The following is a 24541-nucleotide window of genomic DNA, read 5'->3' on the forward strand; positions in this document are numbered from 1 at the left end:
GATCAGCCTTCGCTGACCAGGCCGCCATTGCGCTGCTGGATCATCATGAAGGTGTCGAAGGTGTATTCCGCCGTCTGCTGATATAGATACCAGTCGTCACGGAACTGCAGCATCGCCTCGTACTGGGTCTTGAAGGACTCGTTCTCCTGCGAGACCTCGGCATAGACCTCCTGGGCGGCCTGGAACGAGGCCTCCAGGATCTCCTCGCTGAAGGACCGCAGCTGGGCGCCGGTGGCCACCAGCTCCTTCAGGGCGGTCGGGTTCAGATAGTCGTACTTGGCCAGCATGTTCTGGTCCACGGCCTGCGCGCAGGTGCGGAAGACCGACTTGTAGCCCTCGGGCAGCTGGTCCCATTGGCCCTTGTTCACGAAGAAGCTGACCGTCGGGCCGCCCTCCCAGAAACCGGGATAGTAGTAATAGGGCGCGACCCGCTGGAAGCCCAGCTTGATGTCGTCATAGGGGCCGACCCATTCGGCCGCGTCGATCGTGCCGCGTTCCAGCGAGGGATAGATGTCGCCGCCCGCGATCTGCTGGGGCACGACGCCCAGCTTTTCCAGCACCCGGCCCGACAGGCCCGGAATGCGCATCTTCAGCCCCTGCAGGTCGGCCAGGCTGTTGATCTCGCGCCGGTACCAGCCGCCCATCTGCACGCCGGTATTGCCGCCGGGATAGCTGATCAGGTTGTACTGGTCCAGGAACTCGTTGTAGCGGTCGATGCCGCCGCCGTGATAGTTGTAGGCGTTCTTGGCCCGGGCCGAGAAGGTGAAGGGCAGGTCCGCCCCGCAGGCAAAGGCCGGGTCGCGGCCCCAGTTGTAATAGCCCACCGAATGCGAACATTCGACCGTGCCGTCGCCGGTGGCGTTGATCGCGTCGAGGCCGGGGACGATCTCGCCCGCCGAGAAGACCTGGATCTGGAAGCGGCCATCGGTGGCCTCGGCCAGGCGTTCGGCCATCTCCTCGCCGCCGCCATAGATGGTGTCCAGCGACTTGGGAAAGCTGGAGGCCATGCGCCAGGTGATCTGCGGCGCCTCCTGCGCGATGGCGGGGGCCGCCAGCACGGTCCCTGCAGCCGCGGCCGCACCCCCGATCGAGGCGCGCGTCAGAAAGGACCGGCGGTCCAGCGGTTTGCGTTCAGTCATTCTTTCTCCTCCGCTCGGGGCGGGGGGCCCCTCTGACCCCTGGTCTGCCCGCCCGGCATGCGGGGCAGTTTAGCCCCGGTTCCCGATCTGTCGAGTGCCGAGCGCCTTTCCGCCGACGATATTTTCGCATGTCCGGGGCACGGCGCGGGCGGCGGGTGATTGTGCCCGCATTTCCCGCGCATTAACACAAGGCTGACAGCCCACGGAAAGGAACCACAGATGGGGATCGAGGATTGGCAGCCCGACCTGACCGGCCAGCCCGGCCCCAAGTTCCGCGCCTTGGCCAATGCCCTGCGCGAGGCCGCGCGGTCGGGCCAGCTGGCGCCGGGGACGCGCCTGCCGCCGATGCGCGATCTGGCTTGGCGGCTGAAGGTGACGCCCGGCACGGTGGCGCGCGCCTATCAGGTCGCCGCGGCCGAGGGCGTGGTCGAAAGCCATGTCGGGCGCGGCAGCTTCATCGCCGCGCCCCGGCCGCCGCGGCCTGCACCGCAGCCGCTGCTTTATGAAAGCCTGGATCATCCGGCGGGCCAGTCGGACCTGGTGGATCTGCGCATCCCGCAGCTGCCCGATTGCGGGCAGGCGCGGGTCCTGGCGCGGCATCTGACGGCGCTGGCCGCCGATCTGGATGCCGATCTGCTGGATTACACGCCGCTGAGCCGCGACCAGGACTGCCGGGACGCGGCGACGGACTGGCTGGGCGGGCGGGCCTTGGGGCCGGTGCTGCGCGGGGATCTGGTCCTGACCCATGGCGGCCAGCACGCGATCACGTTGGTCATGGCGATCACCTTGGCCGATCAGGCGCCGCAGGTCATGGTCGAGGCGCTGACCTATCCCGGCATCGCCCATGCCGCGCGGCTGATGCGGGCGCGCACGCTGCCCGTGGCGCTGGACGATCAGGGCATGGTCCCCGAGGCGCTGGACCGGGTCGCGCGGGCCAGCGGCGCGCGGCTGGTCTGCCTGACGCCATCGGCCCAGAACCCGACCCTGGCCGGGATGGGCGAGGATCGCCGCGCCGCCATCGTCGCCGTCGCCCGCCGCCATGACCTGCAGATCCTGGAGGATGAATGCTATGCCCCCGCGCCGGGGGCGGGCATGCCCCCCAGCCTGCGCGCCTTGGCGCCGGAACGGGTCTGGCATGTCACCAGCCTGTCCAAGATCATCGCGGCGGGGCTGCGATTTGGCATCCTGCTCTGCCCGGAGGGGATGGGCCAGGCGGGCCGCGTCGCCGCCCAGCACAGCCATATGGGCCTGTCGCAGCCGATCACCGGGCTGGTCACGCGGCTGCTGCGGTCGGGCGACGGGGCGCGGATCGCGGTCGAGGTGCAGGCGCTGGTCGAGGATCGGCTGGCCCTGGCCCAGGACATCCTGGGCGGGGCGGGCCTGCGCAGCCAGCCCGGCGTGCCGGTGCTGTGGCTGCCCTTGCCGCCGCGCTGGCAGGCGGTGGATTTCGTGGCGCGGGCGGCGGCGGCGGGGGTGATCGTGCGCCCGGCCTCGGATTTCGCGGGGCAGGGCGTGGCGCTGCCCCAGGGGGTGCGCATCGCGCTGAACTGCCGGATGCCGCGCGACCGGCTGGAGGTCGCGCTGCGCAGCCTGGCGCAGCTGGTGGCGTCATCCCCCGATGCGGGGGATTGAGGCGGCCGGATCGCCCCGGCCGCCCAAGTCTCAGCGCAGGATCGACCGGCCCGCATATTCCGCGGTGGCGCCCAGCATCTCCTCGATGCGGATCAGCTGGTTGTATTTCGCCAGCCGGTCGGACCGGGCCAGAGAGCCGGTCTTGATCTGACCGCAATTGGTGGCGACGGCCAGATCGGCGATGGTCGCATCCTCGGTCTCGCCCGAACGGTGCGACATCACGCTGGTGAAGCCCGCGCGGTCGGCCATGCGCACCGCGTCCAGCGTTTCCGACAGGGTGCCGATCTGGTTGACCTTGACCAGCAGGCTGTTGCCGCAGCCCTTCTCGATGCCCTCGGCCAGGCGGCGGGGGTTGGTCACGAACAGATCGTCGCCCACCAGCTGGATGCGGTCGCCCAGCTTGTCGGTCAGCATCTTCCAGCCGTCCCAGTCATCCTCGGCGCAGCCATCCTCGATCGACAGGATCGGATAGGCGTCACACAGCGCGGCCAGGTAATCGACATTCTCGGATGGCGACAGGGATTTCCCCTCGCCCTTCATCTCGTACTTGCCGCCCTTGAAATATTCGGTCGAGGCGCAGTCCAAGGCCAGCATGATGTCGTCGCCGGGCTTGTAGCCGGCCTTCTCGATGGCCTTCAGGATGAAGTCCAGCGCGTCGCGGGTGGATGACAGGTTCGGGGCAAAGCCGCCCTCGTCGCCGATGCCGGTGGACAGGCCCGCCGCCGACAGCTCCTTCTTCAGCGTGTGAAAGATCTCGGATCCCATGCGCACGGCCTCGCGGATGTTTTCCGCGGCGACGGGCATGATCATGAATTCCTGGATGTCGATCGGGTTGTCGGCATGTTCGCCGCCATTGATGATGTTCATCATCGGCACCGGCAGGATGCGCGCGGCCGTGCCGCCCACATAGCGATAGAGCGGCTGGTTCGTCGCATCCGCCGCGGCCTTGGCCACCGCCATGGAGACGCCCAGGATGGCGTTCGCGCCAAGGCGCGCCTTGTTGGGGGTGCCGTCCAGCTCGATCATCATTGTGTCGATGGCGCGCTGCTCGGTCGCGTCCTCGCCCACCAGGTTCTCGGCGATCTCGCCGTTGACGGCGGCCACGGCCTCCAGCACGCCCTTGCCCATATAGCGCGCCTTGTCGCCGTCGCGCTTTTCCACCGCCTCATGCGCGCCGGTCGATGCGCCCGAGGGGACCGCCGCGCGGCCCATCGTGCCGTCCTCCAGCGTGACGTCGACCTCGACGGTCGGGTTGCCGCGGCTGTCCAGGATCTCGCGGGCGAAGATGTCGATGATGGCGGTCATTGGGGCACTCCGGTTGATGCTCGGCGCCTTGTTAGCGGCGCGGGGCCGGTTCCGCAATGATCACGGCAGCTTGATGCGCGCCCAGATCGGCAGGTGGTCCGACGCCTCGCGCGCGCCGGCCTGGGTGAAGACGCCCGTTTCCAGCACGTCCAGATTGCGCGTCAGCGCCATGCGGTCCAGCCGCAGCTGGGGCAGGGGCGCGGGATAGGAGGGCCCCGGCGCGATCACCCGGAACCCGGCCAGCGATTCCAGGCCCCGGTCGTCGCGCCATTCGTTGAAATCGCCCATCAGGACGATGTGATCCTCGGCGATGCGGGCGGCCTGGGCGGTGATCCGCGCCAGCTGCGCGCGGCGCGAGGACCGCGCCAGGCCCAGATGCGCCCCGATCACCGTCAGCCCCGGCAGGCGCAGGGCGATGGCGCCGCGCGGCTCCAGCCCCGGCAAAGGCAGGCGGCGCAGCACCGCCTGCGCAGCCAGATGCGGGCGCATCAGGATGGTCTGGCCGTGCCAGCCCAGGCTGCTTTCCGTGGTGCCGAAGATGTCGGCGGGGACCAGCCCCGTCTCGGCCTGGATCAGCTTGCGCGGCAGGGCCTCGGGGCGGACGCCATAGCGGAAATCGACCTCCTGCAGGGCGATGATGTCGGGGTCCAGCGCGCGGATCACGGCCAGGTTGCGTTCGGGTGCATGCGGGCCGGTCATGCCGCGGCATTTGTGCAGGTTGTAGCTGGCGAGCTTCAGCATCCGGTCTCCGCGGTCTTGCAGGCGATCATGGACAGGAACGCGGCAACCGCAAGGGCGGGTTCACCGCGCCGCCATTCAGGTGCCGCAAAAGGTCTGATGCACCGCTTCGCCGGCCAAGGGCGGGCGGGCCAGGTCGTCCCATTCGGCGCGATCCTCCAGCGGGTGGATCAGCGCCTGCGACAGCCGCTGGAACGGGGCCATATCGCCCGCGACGGCGGCGGCGATGGCCTGTTCGATGCGGTGGTTGCGCGGGATGCGGCGCGGATTGGCGCGGGCCATCGCGCCAAGGTCGGGATCCAGCGCCCGCCAGCCGCGCGCCCAGTCATCGAAGGCCCCGCGGTCGGTGAATTCGTCGCGCGCCGTCCCGCAGGCGAGCCCGGCGAAGACGCGAGTGAAATCGGCCCGCTGGACGGCCATCATCTGCAGCAGCGATTCGATCACCGGGCGATGCGCGTCGCCATCGATGCCCAGCTTGGCGCCGAACCCCTCCATCCAGGCCTGCTGATAAAGGGGGGCAAAGCGGTGCACGGCCTCGGTCGCGGCCTCGACGGCGGGGCCTTCCTCGCCCATCAGGGGGATCAGGCATGTGGCGAACTGGGCCAGGTTCCAGACCGCGATATTGGGCTGGTTGGCCCAGGCATAGCGCCCCTGGCGGTCGATTGAGGAGAAGACCGTGCCGGGGTGATAGCCGTCCATGAAGGCGCAGGGGCCGTAATCGATCGTCTCGCCCGAGATGGCCATGTTATCGGTGTTCATCACCCCGTGGATGAAGCCCAGCCCCATCCAGCGCGCCACCGTGCGGGCTTGGGCCGCCACCACCGCATCCAGCAGCGCCAAGGGCCCGTCCGCATCCGGGTAATGCCGGGCGATGACGTGATCCGTCAGTGCCGCCAGCGCATCCGTATCGCCGCGCACGGCGAAATACTGGAACGTGCCCACGCGGATATGGCTGGCCGCCACGCGGGTCAGGACGGCGCCGGGCAGGGGGCCTTCGCGCAGCACCGTCTCGCCCGTGGCCACGGCGGCCAGGGCGCGGGTGGTGGGCACGCCCATCGCGGCCATGTATTCGCTGACCAGGTATTCGCGCAGGACCGGCCCCAACCAGGCCCGCCCGTCGCCCCGGCGCGAGAAGGGCGTCGGCCCCGACCCTTTCAGCTGGATGTCGAAGCGCGCCCCGTCGGGGGCCACGACCTCGCCCAGCAGGACCGCCCGGCCGTCGCCCAGCTGCGGGACGAAGCCGCCGAACTGATGGCCCGCATAGGCCTGGGCCAGGGGGGCCGCGCCTTCGGGGACGGTGTTGCCCGCCAGCATCGCCGCATCCAGCGCATCCGCGTCCAGCCCCAGCCTGGCGGCCAGCGGGGCGTTCAGTGCCAAGAGGCGCGGCGCGCGCACCGGCACCGGGTCCACGCGCTGAAAGAACCCCTGCGGCATCCGGGCATAGCTGTTGTCGAAACGGATCATGGCGGTCTCCTTTGATCCAAACATAGGCAGCCGCTGCGGCATTGCCAGACCGCCGCCCTTGCGCCACGATCCGCAAGGGCGTATCCGCTGCCGCAAAAGGAGCCCTGCCATGAAGTTTCTCGACCTCGCCAAAGTCTATATCCGCTCGGGCGGGGGTGGCGCGGGCTGCGTGTCCTTCCGGCGCGAGAAGTTCATCGAATATGGCGGCCCGGACGGCGGCGACGGCGGCCGCGGCGGCGATGTCTGGGCCGAGGCGGTGCCGGGCCTGAACACGCTGATCGATTTCCGCTATCAGCAGCATTTCTTCGCGAAATCCGGCCAGCACGGCATGGGCAGCCAGATGACCGGCAAATCCGCCGATGACGTGGTCCTGCGCGTCCCCGTCGGCACCGAGATCCTGGACGAGGACGAGGAGACCGTCATCGCCGACCTGACCGAGGTCGGCCAGCGCGTGCTGCTGGCCAAGGGCGGCAACGGGGGCTGGGGCAACCTGCATTTCAAGTCGGCCACCAACCGCAGCCCGCGCACCGCCAATCCCGGCCAGGAGGGGATCGAGCGCACCATCTGGCTGCGGCTGAAGCTGATCGCGGATGCGGGGCTGGTGGGTCTGCCCAATGCCGGGAAATCGACCTTCCTGGCTGCGGTGTCGAACGCGCGGCCCAAGATCGCGGATTACCCCTTCACCACGCTGCATCCCAATCTGGGCGTCGTGGGGGTAGACGGGCATGAATTCGTGATGGCCGACATTCCCGGCCTGATCGAGGGCGCCAGCGAGGGCCGGGGCCTGGGCGACCAGTTCTTGGGCCATGTCGAACGCAGCCGCGTGCTGCTGCACCTGATCGACGGCACCTCCGAGACCGCGGCCGAGGATGCGCGCACCATCCTGACCGAACTGGAGGCCTATTCCCCCGTCCTGATGGACAAGCCCCGGGTGACCGCGCTGAACAAGATCGACGCGCTGGACGATGACGAGATCGCCGAACGCCGCGCCCAGGTCGAGGCCGAGCTGGGCCATCCGGTCATGCTGATGTCGGGCGTGGCGCGGACCGGGGTGACCGAGGTGCTGCGCGCGCTCTGGTCCCATGTCGCGCCCTCGCGCGCGCCGGCGCCATCCGAGACGCCGGAAGGAACCTGGCAGCCGTGACCGCGCCCCGGCTGGAGGCCGCGCGGCGGCTGGTGGTCAAGATCGGATCGGCGCTGCTGGTTGGGCCGGACGGGCTGCGCGGCGACTGGCTGCGGGGGCTGTGCGACGACGTGGCCGCGTGGCGGGCGCGGGGCTGCGACGTGGTGCTGGTCAGTTCGGGGTCGATCGCGCTCGGGCGGCGGGTGCTGGGGCTGGCGCCCGGCGCGCTGCCCCTGGAACAGGCGCAGGCCGCCGCCGCCGTGGGCCAGATCCGCCTGGCCCGCGCCTATGAGGAGGCCTTGGCGCCCCATGGCGTGCCCACAGCCCAGATCCTGCTGACGCTGGAGGACAGCGCCGACCGCCGCCGCTACCTGAACAGCCGCGCCACGATGCAGACGCTGCTGTCCCTGGGCGTCGTGCCCATCGTGAACGAGAACGACACGGTGGCCACCGATGAGATCCGCTTTGGCGACAATGACCGGCTGGCCGCCCAGATCGCGGTGACCTGCGGGGCCGATCAGCTGCTGCTGCTGTCGGATGTGGACGGGCTTTATACTGCCAATCCCAAGACCGACCCTTCGGCGCGGCACCTGCCGGTGATCGAGGCGATCACGCCCCAGATCGAGGCGATGGGCGGGGACCCGGTCTCGGGCCTGTCCAAGGGCGGGATGAAGACGAAACTAATGGCCGCGCGCACCGCCGTGGCGGGCGGCTGCGCCATGGCCATCGCCGAAGGATCGGTCCTGCGCCCGCTGACCGCCGTGGCCCAAGGCGCGCGGGCCAGCTGGTTTCTGCCCGAGGCCGACCCCCAGCTGGCGCGCAAGCGCTGGATCGCGGCAATGAAGCCCAAGGGCGTGCTGCATGTCGATGACGGCGCCGCCCGCGCGCTGGCGCATGGCAAATCGCTGCTTCCCGCCGGGATCACCCGGGTCGAGGGCGCCTTTGGCCGCGGCGATCCGGTGGCGATCACCGGGCCGGGGGGCGAAAGGCTGGCCACGGGGCTGACGCGCTATACCGCCGACGAGGCGGGGCGCATCGCCGGCCATCACAGCGCCCAAATCGAGACGATCCTGGGCTATCCCGGTCGCGCGGCCTTGGTCCATCGCGACGACATGGTGACCTAGCCGCGCACCGGCGTGGGGGCCAGCTGACGGCGCAGCCAGCTGCGCGCGGGGCCCAGATGCCCGGCGGCGGGGCCCGGCGCGGGCAGGGACAGCACATGATCCCGCAGCGCCAGGATCGCCTCGTCGCTGCTGCGCGGCAGCTCGGCGGCGGGGATCGGCGCGCCGATGGTCACGCGATAGCTGGCTTGGGACTTGTTCAGCACCTCGTTGAACAGCGTCACGTCACGCAGCGTCGGATGCAGCCTGTCGAACAGATAGAACAGCCCCGAATTGCGCGCCCGGATGCGCAGCGGGATCACCGGCAGGTCGAACTTGCGCGCGATCATCGCCGCGCTGGCCATCCAGGGACGCTCGGTCAGCGTCAGGCCGCGGCGTTTCGCCAGTCGGCCCGAGGGAAAGATCAGCCCGATCCGCCCCGCCATGATGGCGTCGCGGGTGTAGTCCATCGTCGCGCGGGTCTTGGCATGGCTGCGCTTTTCGACCCGCCATTCGACGGGGGCGATCATGTCGATCATCTGCGGCAGGACCCGGACCATGTCGTGATTGGCATAGATGAACAGATCGTCGCGCAGCTGCGAGATCACCGCGTTCAGAAAGATGCCGTCGGCGATGCCGGTCGGGTGGTTGGCGACGATCAGGGCGGGGCCCGTGGCGGGGATATGCTCCAGCCCCTCGACGGTCAGGTCGCGAACGATCATCTCGGACATGCGGCGAAAGATCTCGGCCGAGGGCAGGTCACGGAACTCGGCCCCTAGCTGGACGGTGCGCGGATAGCGCAGCAGCGCCATCATCGCATGGCGTGCGGCGCGGTGATGCAGGCGACCGGAGAACAGCCAGGGCGCCCGTTCGGCGATCAGCGGGTCCAGGCGCGCCTGCATCTCGGCGCGGGCGGACAGGTTTTCGGACATGACATCCCCCCAAAAATCACCGACCGGCGGCGATCATGCGCGACACCATCTCGCGCGTGTTGCGGCTTAAACCCTCGACCGCGGCAATCCGTTCCAGCGCGGCCTGCGCATGGGCGCGCCGGGGGGCGTCATAGCGGGGCCAGGTCTCGAAGGCGGTGGACATGCGCGCCGCGATCTGCGGATTGGCCGCATCCATCCGCATCAGCCAGTCGGCGGTGAAGGCATAGCCCGTCCCGTCGGCCGCGTGAAAGCCCGCGTGATTGGCCGCCAGCCCGCCTAGCAGCGCGCGGAAGCGGTTGGGATTTCGCCAGTCGAAATCCGCCCGGCGCGACAGGTCCCGGGCCACCGCGACCGCCCGGTCGGGGGGCGCGGCCATGACCTGGACGGCGAACCACTTGTCCATGACCAGGCGGTTGTCGCCGAACTCCTCCTCCAGCATGCGCAGGGCGGCGGTGCCGCGGCCGATGCGGATCAGGCAGGTCAGCGCCGCCATGCGTTCGGTCATGTTCGAGGCGATGCCGAACAGCACCTCGGCCCGGTCGCCGCCGTCGATGCGGTTCAGAAGGCCGAGCGCCGCGATGCGCAGCGACCGCCGCGCCGCCGCATCGGCATCGGGGGAATAGGGGCCGTCCACCGTCATCGCGTCATAGACCGCCGCCAGCAGGCCCTGATGGGTCTGGGCGATGCGTTGGGCCAAGGCCTCGCGCGCGGCATGGATCGCGTCGGGATCGGGGGTCAGGTCGCGGTCGGCCAGATGGGTCGCGATCTCGTCCTCCGATGGCAGGGCCAGGCACAGGGCGCGGAAGGCCGGATCGGCGGCGTCATCGGCGATCAGCGCGCCGATCGCATCGACGAAATCCGCGCCCGCCTGCCCGCCCGTGGCCATCTGGCCCAAGGCGGACAGCGCCAGTTCGCGCCCCGCCTCCCACCGGGCGAAGGGGTCGGTGTCATGGGCCAGCAGGAACGCCCGCGTCCGGTCGTCCAGCACGCGGCGCAGCATCACCGGGGCCGAGAAACCGCGCAGCACCGACAGGACCGGCCGCTCGGGCAGGTCGTCGAAGGTGAAATCCTGCCGTTCCTCCGTCATCTCCAGCAGGGTGGTGGGCAGGATCTCGGCGCCCGAAGGCGCGATCAGGCCCAGGGCGATGGGGATCACCCGGGCGGGCTTGTCGGGCTGGCCGGGGGTGGGCGGGGTCGATTGGGTGAAGCTGACAGTCAGGCGACCATCGGCCCAGTCCTCCTCCATCGTCAGGACGGGGGTGCCGGCATCGGTGTACCAGCGCTTGAACTGGGTCAGGTCGCGGCCGGTGGCGTCCTGAAAGACCGCCAGCCAATCCTCGATCGTGGCGGCCTGGCCGTCATGTCGGTCGAAATAGAGCGTCAGCGCGCGGTCATAGGCCTCGGGCCCGACCAGGGCGCGCAGCATGCCGATGATCTCGGCGCCCTTTTCATAGACCGTGGCGGTGTAGAAATTGTTGATCTCCTCGTAGCGGTCGGGCCGGGGCGGATGGGCCAGGGGGCCCTGATCCTCGCGGAACTGGCGGGCGCGCAGGGTTCGGACATCCTCGATCCGCTTGACCGCGGCGGAACGCAGGTCGCTGGTGAACTGCTGGTCGCGATAGACGGTCAGCCCCTCCTTGAGGCAGAGCTGGAACCAGTCGCGGCAGGTGATGCGGTTGCCGGTCCAGTTGTGGAAATACTCATGCGCGATCACCGCCTCGATCCGTTCGTAATCGGTATCGGTCGCAGTATCGGGCGAGGCCAGGACCAGTTTCGAGTTGAAGATGTTCAACCCTTTGTTTTCCATGGCCCCCATGTTGAAATCATCGACCGCGACGATGTTGAACACATCCAGGTCATATTCGCGGCCATAGACCTTTTCGTCCCATTCCATCGACCGGATCAGCGATTGCATCGCGAATCCCGCGCGGCCCTGATCGCCGGGCCGGACCCAGACATTCAGCGCCACGTCCCGCCCCGACCGGGTGGTGAAGCGGTCGCTGACCGCGACCAGATCCCCCGCGACCAGCGCGAACAGATAGCTGGGCTTGGGCCAGGGGTCGTGCCATTCGGCGCGTCCGGGTGCCTGCGCGACCGGGTTGCCGTTCGACAGCAGCACGGGAAGGTCGCTGTGCAAGGTGACGTGAAAGACCGTCATCACGTCCGGGCGGTCCGGATAGAAGGTGATGTGGCGAAAGCCCTCGGCCTCGCATTGGGTGCAGAAGATCCCGCCGGACAGATAGAGCCCCTCGAAGGCGGTGTTGTCCTCGGGGTCGATGCGGACCTCGGTGGTCAGCACGAAGGGGCCGCGGGGCAGGGCGGCCGCCGCGATGGTCAGCCTTTCGTCGTCGCGGCGCTGATGGGCGGGGTCCAGGGGCCGCCCGTCGATGCCGATCGAGACCAGATCCAGCCCCTTGCCGCCATCCAGTTCCAGGTCCACCACGCCGTCGCGCGGGGCCAGGTGCAATTCGGCCCGCACGGTGGTTCCGCGGGGCCTCAGGGTGATGTCCAGCCGGGTCTGCGACAGCAGGAACGGCCAGGGTCTGTAATCGGCAAGATATTGGACGGGCTGCGGTTTCGTCGCGGACATGGTCAGCGCCTTTCCTCAAAAATCCGGCCGTCGGGCGGAACCCCGGCCTTTCCCCTGTGTTAATCGCCTGAACGCCGGCTCGCAAGGCGGGGCATCGGGGCTCGGCATTGACAGCCGGGCGGTGACGCGCCAAGGACTGCAAGCTAACCCGGTCAAAAGACAAGCAGAATTGGAGGCCCAGCATGAGCTACGATCCCAACGATCCGAACCGTCCGCGCCAGCCCGTCGATCCGGTCGAACCGGTCGATCCCACCCAGTCCGCACAGCGTGAAACCTATGTCGAGCCGGTCGAGCGCAAGTCCTCGGCGTTGCCGCTGATCATCGGCGTCTTGCTGGCGCTGGCCTTGGCCTATTTCGTTCTGCAGCGCTTCATGACCGATGATTCGACGGTTGTCGAAGGCGACACGACCACCGTGACGACCACCGGCACGCCCCCGGCCACCGATCCCGTCGCCACCGGCACGGACGAGGTCGAGACCGAGGACACCACCACCGATCCCGTGACTCCGGCCCCCGCACCGGCGACCGAGACGCCCGCCACCGAAGCACCGGCGACCGAAGCGCCCGCGGCCGATACGACGACCGAGGCGCCCGCGACCGAAGCACCGGCGGCTGAGACCCCCGCGACCGAGGCCCCCGCGGCCGATCCGGTTGACGAGGCGATCACCATCGAGGAAGCGCCCGCTGACACGGCCGCCCCGGCCACCGGCACGGATGCGACCGAACCCACCACCTCGGCCGCGCCCGGCACCGGTGCCGCGACCCCGGATGCAGGCCCCGCCCCGGCGACGACGCCCGCCAACTGATCCGGCACCACGCCCGATCCAGACAGGCCCGGATGCAGCCGCATCCGGGCCTTTTCACGTCCGGCGCATGGATCGGAACGTTCCGACCTTGGTCGCGCTTACGTCACGCCATATCGAGGGCGGACTTGTGAAACATTCTTTCGTGGTGCTATGTCTTCTGCAACTGCGAGAACAACCATCCGGGGGGCATTGGAAGCCATGAAGATTGGCGCATTGAAAGAGGGCTTCGAGAACGAGGCGCGGGTGGCCGTCACCCCGGCCTCGGCCGGGCATCTCGGCAAGCTGGGGCACGAGGTCTTCGTGGAAAGCGGCGCCGGCGCGCGGGCCGGGTTCCGCGACGAGGATTACCGCCAGGCGGGCGTCACCGTCCTGCCCGATGCGGCGGCGCTGATCGGCGCGGTGGACGTGCTGGCCAAGGTGCGCCAGCCCACCGAGGCCGAGATCGGGCAGATGCGCGCGGGTCAGACGGTGATCTCGTTCTTCTATCCGGCGCAGAACGCGGATCTGCTGGCGCAGGCCAAGGATCAGGGCATCACCGCCATCGCGATGGACATGGTGCCCCGGATCAGCCGGGCGCAAAAGATGGACGCGCTGTCCTCGATGGCCAATATCGCGGGCTATCGCGCGGTGATCGAGGCGGCGAACAATTTCGGGCGCTTCTTCACCGGCCAGGTGACCGCGGCGGGCAAGGTGCCCCCGGCCAAGGTGCTGGTCGTGGGCGCGGGCGTCGCGGGCCTGGCGGCGATCGGGGCATCCGTGTCCCTGGGCGCGCAGGTTTATGCCTTCGACGTGCGCCCCGAGGTGGCCGAGCAGATCGAATCCATGGGGGCGGAATTCGTCTTTCTGGAATTCGACGAACCGGTGCAGGACGGTGCGGCGACGGGCGGCTATGCGGCGCCCTCCAGCCCGGAATTCCGCGAAAAGCAGTTGGCCAAGTTCCGCGAGCTGGCCCCCCAGATGGACATCGTCATCACCACGGCGCTGATCCCGGGCCGCGACGCGCCCAAGCTGTGGACCGCGGACATGGTCGCCGCGATGCGGCAGGGCAGCGTCATCGTCGATCTGGCGGCCGAAAAGGGCGGCAATTGCGACCTGACCGTGCCGGACGAGCGCATCGTGACCGAAAACGGCGTGGTCATCATCGGCTATACCGACTTTCCCTCGCGCATGGGGGCGCAGGCCTCCGAGCTCTATGGCAACAACATCCGGCATTTCCTGGCCGACCTGACGCCGGGCAAGGACGGGGTCATCCATCACAACATGGAAGATGACGTGATCCGCGGCGCGACCGTGGTCCATGACCATGACGTGACATGGCCGCCCCCGCCGCCCAAGGTCGCAGCCATCGCGGCCCAGAAGCCCAAGGAGAAGAAGAAGGCCCCCACCCCGGAGGAACGTCGCGCTGCCGAGGCCGCGGCCTTCAAGGCCGACACCGCCAACCAGCTGAAGCTGCTGGTGGGGGGCGGCCTGCTGCTGCTGCTGATCGGGCTGGTGGCGCCGGCCAGCTTCATGTCGCATTTCATCGTCTTCGTGCTGGCCTGCTTCGTCGGTTTCCGGGTGATCTGGAACGTCGCCCATTCGCTGCACACGCCGCTGATGGCGATCACCAACGCGATCAGCTCCATCATCATCCTGGGCGCGCTGATGCAGATCGGGTCGGGGTCCTGGTGGGTCGTGCTGCTGGGCGCGCTGGCCGTGCTGATGGCGGGCGTCAACATCTTTGGCGGCTTCCTGGTCACGCGCCGGATGCTGGCCATGTTCCAGAAGTCGTAAGGGGACAGGAATGGAATACGGATTCACCACTGCGGCCTATGTGGTCGCCTCGGTCCTCTTCATCCTGGCCCTGGGCGGGCTGTCGGGACAGGAAAGCGCCAAGCGCGCCATCTGGTACGGCATCGCGGGCATGGCGCTGGCCGTCATCGCCACGCTGTTCGGGCCGGGCGCGGGCAACTGGTTCCTGTCGGTCGTGATGATCGCCATCGGCGGCACCGCGGGCTGGCTGATCGCCAAGCGTGTCCAGATGACCGAGATGCCCCAGCTGGTCGCAGCCATGCATTCGCTGGTGGGCCTGGCCGCGGTCTTCGTCGGCTTCAACGCCCAGATCGAGCTGGGCCGCGTGCTGCGCGCCCGCGCCGAGGGGGTCGAGCAGGTCTGGACCGGCTTCGCCGCCCTGCTGGCCGACAAGACCCCGGCCGAGATCGCCATGCTGAAGATCGAGGTGTTCCTGGGCGTATTCATCGGCGCGGTGACCTTCACCGGGTCCGTCGTGGCCTTCGGCAAGCTGTCGGGCCGCGTGGACGGCAAGCCCAAGAAGCTGCCCGGCGGGCATATGCTGAACGCGGGCGCGCTGGCCTTGTCGATCCTGCTGGGCGTGCTCTATTTCACCGGCACGGGGCCGGCGATCTTCTGGCTGATCGTCATCACGCTCCTGGCCTTCTTCATCGGCTATCACCTGATCATGGGCATCGGCGGCGCGGACATGCCGGTCGTGGTGTCGATGCTGAACAGCTATTCCGGTTGGGCGGCCGCGGCGATCGGCTTCACGCTCGGCAATGACCTGCTGATCGTGACGGGGGCACTGGTCGGGTCCTCGGGGGCGATCCTGTCCTATATCATGTGCAAGGCGATGAACCGCAACTTCGTCAGCGTTATCCTGGGCGGCTTTGGCGGAGAAACCGGCCCCGCCGCTGCGATCGAGGGCGAACAGGTGGCCATCGACGCGGATGGCGTGGCCGCCGCCCTGAACGAGGCCGACAGCGTCGTCATCGTTCCGGGTTACGGCATGGCCGTGGCCCAGGCCCAGGGCGCGGTCAGCGAGCTGACCCGCAAGCTGCGCGCCGCGGGCAAGGAGGTGCGCTTTGCCATCCACCCCGTCGCCGGACGCCTGCCGGGCCACATGAACGTGCTGCTGGCCGAGGCCAAGGTCCCCTATGACATCGTACTGGAGATGGACGAGATCAACGAGGACTTCCCCTCGACCGATGTCGTCATCATCATCGGGTCGAACGACATCGTGAACCCCGCGGCCCAAGACGATCCGAACAGCCCCATCGCCGGCATGCCGGTGCTGGAGGTGTGGAAAGCCAAGCAGGTCTTCGTCAGCAAGCGCGGCCAAGGCACCGGCTATAGCGGGATCGAGAACCCCCTGTTCTTCAAGGAGAACACGCGGATGTTCTATGGCGATGCGAAGGACAGCATCAACAAGCTGCTGCCCATGGTCGACTGATCCGCGAGACCGTCGCATGGAAGGCCCGCCGGTTCACCCAACCGGCGGGCCTTTTTTCATCCGGGGGCCTTGCGCGCGGCCACGGGCCTGGCCGATCATCGGGCACCGTCACAGGGGGAATGCGATGAGCCCGGCCACCGAACATCCCTTGCGCTATGCGCTGGCCAATGAGCTGCATGCCCGGCCCTCGCCGCGGCTGGCCGCCCCCGGGACCGCCGTCTTCGTGGCCTTCAAGGAGCCGCGCGACGCCGCCAATCGGGATGCCGACCTGGACATGGCCCATCTGGAGGAGCTGGTCGAACGCCATGGCGGCCCGCGCCCCGATCCCTCCGGCAGCCATTACCAGGGGGTGCTGGGGCGGCATGCGCTGAAATGGGAAAGCCATACGGAATTCGTGTCCTACATGGCCACCGTGCCGGGCCTGCCGATCCGGCCGTTCGACCCCTCGGCTGCGGCGATCTTTGCCGAGGGCTGGCAGCAGGCCGCGCCGGGGCGGCGCATCGCGGCGGTGATGGTCCAGGTGGACCTGCTGCCCGAGGATCCGGCCGAGGCGCGCGAGCGGATGGCGGGCTGGTTCGCCCCCGACAGCCTGGCCGCGATCTGGGTCCTGGACCGCACGGCGCTGATCGCGGGGGATTTCCGGATCGATGCGGATGGCTGGATGCGCTTTGCGGTCTTTGTCCGGCCCGGCACCTCGGACAGCCGCGTGGGCCGGCTGGTCCACCGCCTGGTCGAGCTGGAGACCTATCGTGCCATGTCGATGCTGGGGCTGGGGCGCGCTCGCGACCTGACACGGCACCTGAACGAGCTCGAGCCGCAGCTGACCGCGATCCTGGCATCCATGGCCGATGATGCGCGCCCCGCCGATCAGCTGCTGCACGATCTGCTGGCGGTCTCGACCCGGCTGGAGGCGCAGGCGGTCCAGCATTCCTTCCGCTTCGGCGCGAATGCCGCCTATGAGGCGATCGTGCATGACCGCATCGCGGCCCTGCGCGAGGAACGGTTCATGGACCTGCAGATGTTGACCGAATTCATGCGCCGCCGCTACGAGCCCGCGATGCGCACCGCGAAATCGGCCGAGCGGCGCTTGGGCACGATGCTGGAACGCACCGCCCGCGCGGCCGAGCTGCTGCGCACCCGCGTCGATGTGGAACGCAGCGCCCAGAACCAGAAGATCATGCATCGCATGGACCGCCGCGCCGACCTGCAGCTGCGCCTGCAGCACACGGTCGAGGGGCTGTCGGTCGTGGCGATCAGCTATTACGCGCTCGGGCTGCTGGGCTATGCGCTGGCGCCGGTGGCGGGGGCAGGGGGGGTGGACAAGGCCCTGCTGGTGGCGGTGCTGACGCCGCCGGTGATCCTGGCCGTCTGGTGGGCGATGCGCCGCATCCGCAAGCGCCTGCACCATCCCCATGATGACGAGATCTGACTTGTCGACGCCCGCGCGGCTGGCAATAACGGGCGCAGACCCGCATGAAAGGATGACCCGATGCGCTTGACCCTTGCCCTGCTGGCGACCCTTGGCCTGTCGGCCTGCGGCGTCCCCTTCGTCCCCTTCATCTGAGGCGCGCCATGTCCAAGACCCTGACCATGTACGGCCTGGCCCATTGTTCGACCTGCCAGAAGGCGCAGGCCGCGCTGGAGGAGCATGGCTGGAGTGTGACCTTCCGCGACGTCCAGGCCGAGCCGCTGGACCGCGACGAACGCGCGGCCTTGGTCCGCGATTTCGGCGACAAGATCGTGAACCGGGCCAGCCTGACCTGGCGCGGCATGTCCGAGGAGGAGCGCGCCGCCGATCCGGTCGCGATGATGGGCGACAAGCCATCGGTCATGAAGCGCCCGGCGATCCGCGCGGGCGATCAGAGGACCCTGGGCTGGACGGCCAATGTCAAGCGCGCCTTCGGCGTGCCCGCCTGACCGTCACGCCTTGCGGCTGGCCAGCGAGGCGATCAGCGGGCGGATGCCGGTCAGGTCGTATCCGGCCTGATCGGCGGTCTGCAGGATCTCCTCCTCGGGCATGCGGCCGGCCTGGTTCAGCGCCCAGAGGACCGTGCAGCGGTTGCCTGACCGGCAATAGGCGATGACCGGCGCCTGGCCCGCTGTCGCCTCGCCGAATTCGGCGATCAGCTGGGGGGTGATCTGGCCCGGATGGAAGGGCAGGTAGTGATAGCGCATCCCCGCATCCGCGGCGGCCTGGGCCATCACGTCATGGTCGATCTCGGGGCCGACCTCGTCATCGGGGCGGTTGTTGACCAGCACCTTGAATCCGGCTTGGGCCAGCGCGGGCAGGTCCTGCGGCTGGATCTGCGGCGAGACCGCCAATGTCGGGCTGAGTTGACGCAAATCCATCGGCTGGCCTTTCAGGTCGGAACGGGTTCGAAGTGCCGTCTTTCCCAGCCTTTTGTCAAGCCGGTCGCGTCATCGCCGCATCGGCCACCAAGGTGGGCAGCTGCTCGAACCGGTCGAAGGCCGCCAGATGGGGCAGTTCGGCCTCCGGCTTCAGCCGATATCCGCCGGTGAAGAGCAGGAAGGGCGCTGGCATGGCGGCCGCGCAATCGGCGTCGAATTCGCTGTCGCCGACATAGAGGCCCGGTCCCCCCAACTGATCGAAGGCCAGCCGAAGCGGTGCAGGATCGGGCTTGCGCTTCGGCAGCGTGTCCCCGCCGATGACCACGGGAAACAGCTGCGACAACCCGAAATGCTGCAGCACATGGCGCGTCGGCCCCATCGGCTTGTTCGTGCAGATCCCGAGCGGGTGCCCGTCATCGGCTAGCCGCCCCAAGGCCTCGGTCACGCCGGGAAACAGCCGCGTCAGCGCCGTCGCGTCGTGATAGCGCGCCATGAAGGCCGCGATCAGTTCGGGCCGATGCGCCGGATCGATCCGGCAGGCGGCCATGATGCGCGACCACAGCAGCTCGACCCCGCCGCCGATGAAGCTGCGCACCCGGGGCAGGCCGAGCGGCGCGATCCGATGCTGCCGCAGGACCGCGTTCACGCAGGCATGGATATCCGGCGCGCTGTCGATCAGCGTGCCGTCGAGGTCCAGAACGATGGGGCAGGGGTTGGGCATCGTCAGGGGGCCTTTCTACTATCGCGTCATGGCAGGTCATCTGCTCCCAGAGGAGGAGCTGCGTCACTTTCACAACATCAGGAAATACCGATAATTTGAAGGCACTAAATACATAGACGAAGGCCCTAGGCTCCAGACCCATTGATCTTACGGTCTTTGCATGATTCAGGCTCCTCAAGGAGACCTGATCGATGAGTAATCTTTACTGGCTGAGCGACGCCCAAATGGAGCGTCTGAAACCGTTCTTTCCCAAGAGCCATGGCAAGCCCCGGGTCGATGATCGTCGCGTTCTCAGCGGCATAATTTTCATCAATCGTAATGGGTTGCGGTGGTGTGACGCGCCGAAGGAATACGGCCCGGCCAAAACCCTCTACAACCGCTGGAAGCGCTGGAGCGATAACGGGGTTTTTGCCCGGATCATGGTCGGCCTTGCCGCCGAGAGCGCCGAGAACAAGACGATCATGATTGACGCGACCTATCTCAAGGCACACCGCACGGCCTCGAGCCTTGGGGTGAAAAAGGGGGGCGCGGGCGCCAGATCGGGCGCACCAAAGGCGGTATGAACACCAAGTTGCACGCTGTCGCCGATGCGAAGGGGCGGCCGATCGGGTTCTTCATGTCGGCCGGCCAGGTTAGCGATTACACCGGCGCGGCGGCGCTGCTGGGCAGCCTGCCGAAGGCTGAGTGGCTTCTGGCCGACAGGGGCTACGACGCTGATTGGTTCAGAGACGCTTTGAAAGACAAGGGGATAAAGGTTTGCATCCCCGGACGGAGGTCCCGCAAGAAGGTCGTCAAATACGACAAGCGGCGTTACAAAAGGCGTAACCGCATCGAAATCATGTTCGGACGTCTGAAGGACTGGAGGCGCGTCGCAACCCGTTATGACCGCTGCCCGGAAACGTTCTTCTCAGCGATCATGCTCGCCGCAACCGTCTTGTTCTGGCTGTGAAACTTAATGAGTCTGGAGCCTAAACCGCTTGACTGAGACAACCCCGTTACCGAAGTCCTGAGCCTACCGGTAATGATACATAATACAGACTATACCCCTTTATAGTCTTCGCGGTGGGTTCTATTTTGTCTGATATCGAAATCTTCCGCGATGGCGGCCGTCGACAGTGCCGGACAACCCTCGAAAAGCGGTAGATTGTCGAAGAGACGCAGGGTGATCGTGCCAGCATTTCGATTGTAGCGCGCCATAACCCTGCTGAGCCGAACCTGCAGTGGCGTTTCCGGCAGCTCATGCTCGAAGGGGGCAGTGTCACCGGGTCCGAGGACAATGACACTACCAGCAATAACATTGCCTGACAGATGGCGGACCGCATTCGTAAGTTCGAACGCTCGTTCGGCTGCAAGATGCGGAATGCCGAGGGCAGGTTCACGACAGCAAGCGTAGGTGCTTCCCATCATTTAGGCCGGATCTGGCGCTTTTTAAGCTTTGATCCGTTTCTAGGTTATGTTAACAAATGGCGGACCCAAAGGCGTATCGACGTGATATCGATGAAGCCTAGGAAGCTCTCCGCAGTCTTGTCGTAACGGGTGGCAACGCGGCGGGCGTTCCTGAGCTTGTTGAAGCACCGTTCACAAGGTTTCGAAGACGATACAAGGACCGGTCGACGGCAATGCGCTTTTTTCGCGATTTGCGCATGGGGATGACGGGCAAGACATCGCGTTTTCCCATGGACTTTCGAATGCTGTCAGCGTCATAGCCTCGGTCGGCCAGCAGAACACTTGGTGTCGGCAGATTGTCGGCCATGACCAGATCGAAGCCGAGATAGTCGGAGGTTTGCCCGGCGGTGATCTCCGTCCTCATAGGCAGCCCTGCTGCGTTGACGAGGAGGTGGATCTTGGTCGTGAAGCCACCACGCGAACGGCCAAAACCCTGTCGCCTTCGCCATGGGCTTGAACCAGTGGCGCCTCATGGCTCAGCCCCCTTTTGCGCCCGCTGCCTGATGATGGGCGCGAACCACGGTGCTGTCGATCATTTGCAGTGCATGCGGGACCGCGCCGCTTTCGTTCAGGGCGTCCATGATCTGCTCCCAGAGCCCCGCCAGCGTCCAACGCCGGAACTGGCGGTAGACGCTTGACCACTTCCCGAACCCTTCCGGCAGATCGCGCCAGGGAGAGCCCGTGCGCGCGATCCAGAAAATCCCATCAAGAACAAGGTGGTGGTTGGTAGGTTTGCGTCCGTTCGGGGCGCGGACTGTCAGGATGAACCGTCCAAAGAACTTCCATTCCTCATCCGACATCAGGTCTCGTGCCAAGCTGGCTTCCATTGCAGATACCAGCTTGAATCACGCCCACGCTGCGGTGTGAATCCCTTTTGTCAACAGAGCCTACTGATCGGGTTGTGTTTCTGAGCTGAATAGCCCCATGTTTCCTGGACGCTTTCTTCGCTAACTTTGAGGCAAGGAGGCCATGATGGGCACAGGTAATTTCACGGACGAGTTCAAGCGCGATGCTGTCGCGCAGATCACGGAACGGGGTTATCCGGCGAAGGAGGTTTCAGAGCGGCTCGGTGTGAGCACGCACTCGCTCTATGCCTGGAAGCGCAAGTTCGCGAAGGCAGTGTCGGGTGACAAAGAGAAGGATGCCGAGATCCGGCGACTGAAGCGGGAGCTGGTGCGGGTGTCCGAGGAGCGTGACATCTTAAAAAAGGCCACCGCGTATTTCGCCAGGGATGCAAAGTGAGTGGAGCCATAGGAGCGCCATTGGTTCGAGCCCGATGGCGACGGCGTTCGTGGCCGAGCATCGGGGCCAGTTTTCGGTTCGGGCGATGTGCCGGTGCCTGCGCATCCAGCCGAGCGGGTTCTACGCGTGGCTGAAGACACCGGTGAGCCAGCGGGCGCAGGAAGACAGGCGCCAGACCAAGCTGCTGCAGATGGCTTGGGCGGAGAGCGGCAAGGTCTATGGCTACCGCAAGCGGCATGACGATCTGGTCGAACAGGGCGAGAGTATCTGTCCGAACCGCGTTTCCCGACTGGCGCAGCTTGCGGGAATCAGGGCGCAGATCGGCTATAAGCGCCGCCCCGGCAGTTAGGGCGGCAAGCCGTCGGTCGTGGTCGATAGCACCCGCCACCGGCAGTTTGATGTCGAGGCCCCGGACAAGGTCTGGGTGACCGACATCACCTCCATCCGGACGCAGGAGGGCTTTGCTTACCTTGCGGTCGTCATCGATCTGTATTCCCGGCGCGTGGTCGGCTGGTCGATGCAAAGCCGTCAGACGACAGATGTCGTCTTGCAGGCCCTGCTCATGGCTGTCTGGCGGCGCAGGCCTAAGAACAAGGTGCTGATCTACTCGGACCAAGGCAGTCAGTTGAGCAGCATGGACTGGGCTGCGTTTCTGCGCGCACACAATCTTGAGCATTCGATGAGCCACCGCGGCAACTGCCATGACAATGCCGTTGCGGAGAGCTTCTTCAACCTGCTCAAGCGCGAGCGGATCAGGCGGAGGACCTACCGGACGCGCGAAAACGCCAGGCAGGACGTGTTCGATTACATCGAGATGTTCTACAACCCGAGGCGCAAGCACGCGAGAAACGGAATGCTGTCGCCCGCGGAGTTCGAGCGACGGCAGATCATGAGACGTGAAAGCGTCCGAGAAACACGGGGCTATTAAGACCAATGGCCAGTCAGTCGCTCATCAATTAGGTTTCCATGCAAAGCCAGAATCACTTAGAGACCGTAGGATCAATGGGTCTGGAGCTTAGTTGTTTGATCCCACGGTTTGATGGTGCAATCCTTTCGTGGGAATGGAAGGAGGCATTATGGGACGAGTTCGTCACGGGAGCGCCACGACCACGCACGCTGTCAGAGCTGCAATAATGAGGGCCGGCTCGCCATCGGTCCGAAGGCTTGGCCCGAATGATCGCAAGCTTCGCGCGCGCAACTGAGCCGGGAGCTGAGCATGAATCCCAAGACCGTCGCGAAGTGGAGCAAGCGCCAAACGGTCGAGGACCTCAAGACCGGGCCAAAAGGAACCGCGCTCCACGGTCTTGAGTGAGGCCGAGGAAGCAGCAATCGTCGCGTTTCGGCGCCATACGCTGCTGCCGCTGGACCACTGCCTATACGCACTTCAGCCCTCGATCCCGCATTTGACGCGCTCGGCGCTGTACCGATGCCCGCAGCGGCATGGCATCTCGCGACTGCCGGACGTGGGCGGTGACAAGCTCAAGCGTGCGAAGTTCAAGCGCTACCCGATCGGTTTTTCCGTATTGGACCTGCGCCGCCTCTGTTCCGGTCAGGCGCTCATGTTAAGCGGCCCTTTGTTCGAAGGCCACGGGTGATTTCCAGCCGAGGGCTGAGTGTTTCCGGCGCGGATTGTAGAAGCCGTTGATGTATTCGAAGAGGGCGATCTCGACCTCGCGACGGGTTTGCCAGTTGCGGCGCCAGACGAGTTCGGCCTTGAGCGACTTGAAGAAGCTCTCGACGGCAGAATTGTCATAGCAGTTGCCCTTCCCGCTCATCGACACCTTGAACCCGTGCTTGCGCAGCAGCTTCTGATAGTCGTGAGCGCAGTATTGCGACCCGCGATCCGTGTGATGAATGCAACCTGGCGGTGGCCTCCGGATCGCGATCGCCATGTTCAGGGCCCGCAAGGCCAGATCCTGCTTCATGCGGTTGCTGATGGCCCAGCCCACGACCCGCCTTGAGAAGAGATCGATGATCACGGCCAGATAAACCCGCCCCTCGCGCGTCCAGAGTCGCCATTGTTGCGCCATCGGTCCGAGCGACAATGGCGACGGTGATGTCACCAGCCCCCTTCTGGTTCGGCCCGCTCGCCGTGAAATCCTGCTGCAGGAGATTGGGCGCGATGTTGAAGGCGTGATCGCTGTCGGTGGTGCGCCTGAACTTTCGGCTGCGAATGACCTGGATGCCGTTCTGGCGCATCAGACGGCCCACACGGCGCTGGCCGACGCGGATGCCCAGCTCGTTCAGCTCCTCGGTCATCCGTGGTCGGCCCTAGCTGCCCAGGCTTAACCGATGCTGATCGCGGATATGAGCCAAGAGCACCATGTCGCGCCGCTGGCGATGCGATGGAGGCCGGTGCTTCCAGGCATAAAGCCCGCGTTCCGAAACTCCCATCAGGCGGCACAGATGGCTACGGGTCAGGGGGCCGCGATACTCGTCAATATGCTGAAACTTCACGGCCTTTGATCCGCGAAGAACATCGCCGCTTTTTTGGCACCTCCCTCTCCGCCCGGAGAATGCGGTTCTCTTTGCGAAGCCGCTCGTTCTCGCGCAGAAGACCGGCATCCTGCGAGGGCACCTTGGCTTTCTCCGAAACCGCCCGAACCCACTTGCCGAGCGTCGAAAGCCCGATCCCCAAATCAGATGCAACCTGACGCCGTGTCAGGCCACTGGTAAGCGCGATGCGAACCGCATCCCGCTTGAACTCGTCGCTGTGTATCGCTGCCAT

At 66.7% G+C, this 24541-nt stretch carries 18 protein-coding genes and 4 pseudogenes; 11 read left to right on the plus strand and 11 right to left on the minus strand.

Going from position 1 to position 24541, the window contains the following annotated elements; all coding sequences use genetic code 11:
* Nucleotides 1–2: 2 nt before the first annotated feature.
* A complete protein-coding gene (locus JHW48_RS08935; RefSeq protein WP_119887425.1) occupies nucleotides 3–1121 on the minus strand; it encodes a TRAP transporter substrate-binding protein in 1119 nt (372 codons plus the stop codon).
* A gap of 237 nt (nucleotides 1122–1358) precedes the next feature.
* On the opposite strand from JHW48_RS08935, the gene JHW48_RS08940 reads away from it, so the two are divergent.
* A complete protein-coding gene (locus JHW48_RS08940; protein ID WP_119887419.1) occupies nucleotides 1359–2771 on the plus strand; it encodes an aminotransferase-like domain-containing protein in 1413 nt (470 codons plus the stop codon).
* A gap of 30 nt (nucleotides 2772–2801) precedes the next feature.
* Here the strand turns inward: JHW48_RS08940 and eno are convergent, their stop codons facing one another.
* The 3 genes from eno to JHW48_RS08955 all read right to left on the minus strand — a co-directional run bounded on the left by eno (nucleotide 2802) and on the right by JHW48_RS08955 (nucleotide 6278).
* Nucleotides 2802–4076, minus strand: coding sequence for a phosphopyruvate hydratase (gene eno, locus JHW48_RS08945; RefSeq protein ID WP_119887420.1), 1275 nt, complete (start codon nucleotides 4074–4076; stop codon nucleotides 2802–2804).
* 60 nt (nucleotides 4077–4136) lie between these two features.
* Nucleotides 4137–4817: an endonuclease/exonuclease/phosphatase family protein gene (locus JHW48_RS08950; RefSeq protein ID WP_119887421.1), complete on the minus strand. Its 681-nt coding sequence runs from the start codon at nucleotides 4815–4817 to the stop codon at nucleotides 4137–4139.
* 75 nt (nucleotides 4818–4892) lie between these two features.
* Nucleotides 4893–6278, minus strand: a complete 1386-nt coding sequence (locus JHW48_RS08955; RefSeq protein WP_119887422.1) for a protein adenylyltransferase SelO — start codon at nucleotides 6276–6278, stop codon at nucleotides 4893–4895.
* A 109-nt stretch (nucleotides 6279–6387) separates the two neighbouring features.
* Here JHW48_RS08955 and obgE point away from each other — a divergent pair, with 109 nt between their 5' ends.
* Nucleotides 6388–7422, plus strand: a complete 1035-nt coding sequence (gene obgE, locus JHW48_RS08960) for a GTPase ObgE (RefSeq protein WP_119887423.1) — start codon at nucleotides 6388–6390, stop codon at nucleotides 7420–7422.
* Nucleotides 7410–8525, plus strand: coding sequence for a glutamate 5-kinase (proB, locus tag JHW48_RS08965; protein WP_205961972.1), 1116 nt, complete (start codon nucleotides 7410–7412; stop codon nucleotides 8523–8525). Before obgE ends, proB begins: the two co-directional genes overlap by 13 nt.
* Here proB and JHW48_RS08970 read toward each other — a convergent pair.
* The gene (locus JHW48_RS08970; RefSeq protein WP_240637946.1) at nucleotides 8522–9433 is read right to left on the minus strand and encodes a 1-acyl-sn-glycerol-3-phosphate acyltransferase; all 912 of its coding nucleotides are present in this window, start codon (nucleotides 9431–9433) and stop codon (nucleotides 8522–8524) included. The two genes, proB and JHW48_RS08970, sit on opposite strands and share 4 nt — an antisense overlap.
* A gap of 16 nt (nucleotides 9434–9449) precedes the next feature.
* Nucleotides 9450–12023 carry an aminopeptidase N gene (pepN, locus tag JHW48_RS08975; protein ID WP_272835582.1) on the minus strand — a complete coding sequence of 858 codons (2574 nt, stop codon included), beginning with the start codon at nucleotides 12021–12023 and terminating at the stop codon, nucleotides 9450–9452.
* A 182-nt stretch (nucleotides 12024–12205) separates the two neighbouring features.
* On the opposite strand from pepN, the gene JHW48_RS08980 reads away from it, so the two are divergent.
* From JHW48_RS08980 to JHW48_RS09000, 5 genes are all read left to right on the plus strand, one after another.
* The gene (locus JHW48_RS08980) at nucleotides 12206–12829 is read left to right on the plus strand and encodes a hypothetical protein (protein ID WP_205961976.1); all 624 of its coding nucleotides are present in this window, start codon (nucleotides 12206–12208) and stop codon (nucleotides 12827–12829) included.
* 198 nt (nucleotides 12830–13027) lie between these two features.
* A complete protein-coding gene (locus JHW48_RS08985) occupies nucleotides 13028–14602 on the plus strand; it encodes a Re/Si-specific NAD(P)(+) transhydrogenase subunit alpha (protein ID WP_119887471.1) in 1575 nt (524 codons plus the stop codon).
* Nucleotides 14603–14612: 10 nt separating this feature from the next.
* Nucleotides 14613–16055 (plus strand): NAD(P)(+) transhydrogenase (Re/Si-specific) subunit beta, encoded by a 1443-nt coding sequence (locus JHW48_RS08990; RefSeq protein ID WP_119887472.1) that lies wholly within the window; start codon nucleotides 14613–14615, stop codon nucleotides 16053–16055.
* Between the two features lie 124 nt (nucleotides 16056–16179).
* A complete protein-coding gene (locus tag JHW48_RS08995; RefSeq protein ID WP_119887473.1) occupies nucleotides 16180–17484 on the plus strand; it encodes a DUF3422 family protein in 1305 nt (434 codons plus the stop codon).
* A 143-nt stretch (nucleotides 17485–17627) separates the two neighbouring features.
* Nucleotides 17628–17972: an arsenate reductase family protein gene (locus JHW48_RS09000; protein WP_240637952.1), complete on the plus strand. Its 345-nt coding sequence runs from the start codon at nucleotides 17628–17630 to the stop codon at nucleotides 17970–17972.
* A gap of 3 nt (nucleotides 17973–17975) precedes the next feature.
* Here JHW48_RS09000 and JHW48_RS09005 read toward each other — a convergent pair whose 3' ends face one another.
* Nucleotides 17976–18404 (minus strand): protein tyrosine phosphatase family protein, encoded by a 429-nt coding sequence (locus tag JHW48_RS09005; RefSeq protein WP_119887475.1) that lies wholly within the window; start codon nucleotides 18402–18404, stop codon nucleotides 17976–17978.
* 55 nt (nucleotides 18405–18459) lie between these two features.
* Nucleotides 18460–19125 (minus strand): phosphoglycolate phosphatase, encoded by a 666-nt coding sequence (gph, locus tag JHW48_RS09010; protein WP_119887476.1) that lies wholly within the window; start codon nucleotides 19123–19125, stop codon nucleotides 18460–18462.
* A gap of 191 nt (nucleotides 19126–19316) precedes the next feature.
* On the opposite strand from gph, the gene JHW48_RS09015 reads away from it, so the two are divergent.
* Nucleotides 19317–20074, plus strand: a protein-coding gene (locus JHW48_RS09015) for an IS5-like element ISPaes2 family transposase (RefSeq protein ID WP_119887477.1) whose coding sequence is annotated in 2 segments (ribosomal slippage) — nucleotides 19317–19641 and nucleotides 19641–20074 — 759 coding nt in all. Because the reading frame shifts where the segments join, the coding sequence is not laid out codon by codon here.
* An 89-nt stretch (nucleotides 20075–20163) separates the two neighbouring features.
* On the opposite strand, the gene JHW48_RS18665 is transcribed toward JHW48_RS09015, so the two are convergent.
* Nucleotides 20164–20532: a hypothetical protein gene (locus tag JHW48_RS18665; protein WP_147388138.1), complete on the minus strand. Its 369-nt coding sequence runs from the start codon at nucleotides 20530–20532 to the stop codon at nucleotides 20164–20166.
* Nucleotides 20533–20576: 44 nt separating this feature from the next.
* Nucleotides 20577–21398 (minus strand): annotated as a pseudogene (locus tag JHW48_RS09025) (IS5 family transposase).
* Between the two features lie 145 nt (nucleotides 21399–21543).
* Here JHW48_RS09025 and JHW48_RS09030 point away from each other — a divergent pair.
* Together JHW48_RS09030 and JHW48_RS09035 are read left to right on the plus strand one after the other, a co-directional pair.
* Nucleotides 21544–22741: pseudogene (locus tag JHW48_RS09030) on the plus strand (IS3 family transposase).
* 148 nt (nucleotides 22742–22889) lie between these two features.
* Nucleotides 22890–23345 (plus strand): annotated as a pseudogene (locus tag JHW48_RS09035) (transposase family protein); the annotation flags it as partial.
* A gap of 30 nt (nucleotides 23346–23375) precedes the next feature.
* Here the strand turns inward: JHW48_RS09035 and JHW48_RS09040 are convergent.
* Nucleotides 23376–24541 (minus strand): annotated as a pseudogene (locus tag JHW48_RS09040) (IS3 family transposase).

Origin of the sequence: Paracoccus aestuarii (assembly GCF_028553885.1) — a bacterium.
GTDB classification, from domain to species: Bacteria; Pseudomonadota; Alphaproteobacteria; order Rhodobacterales; family Rhodobacteraceae; genus Paracoccus; species Paracoccus aestuarii.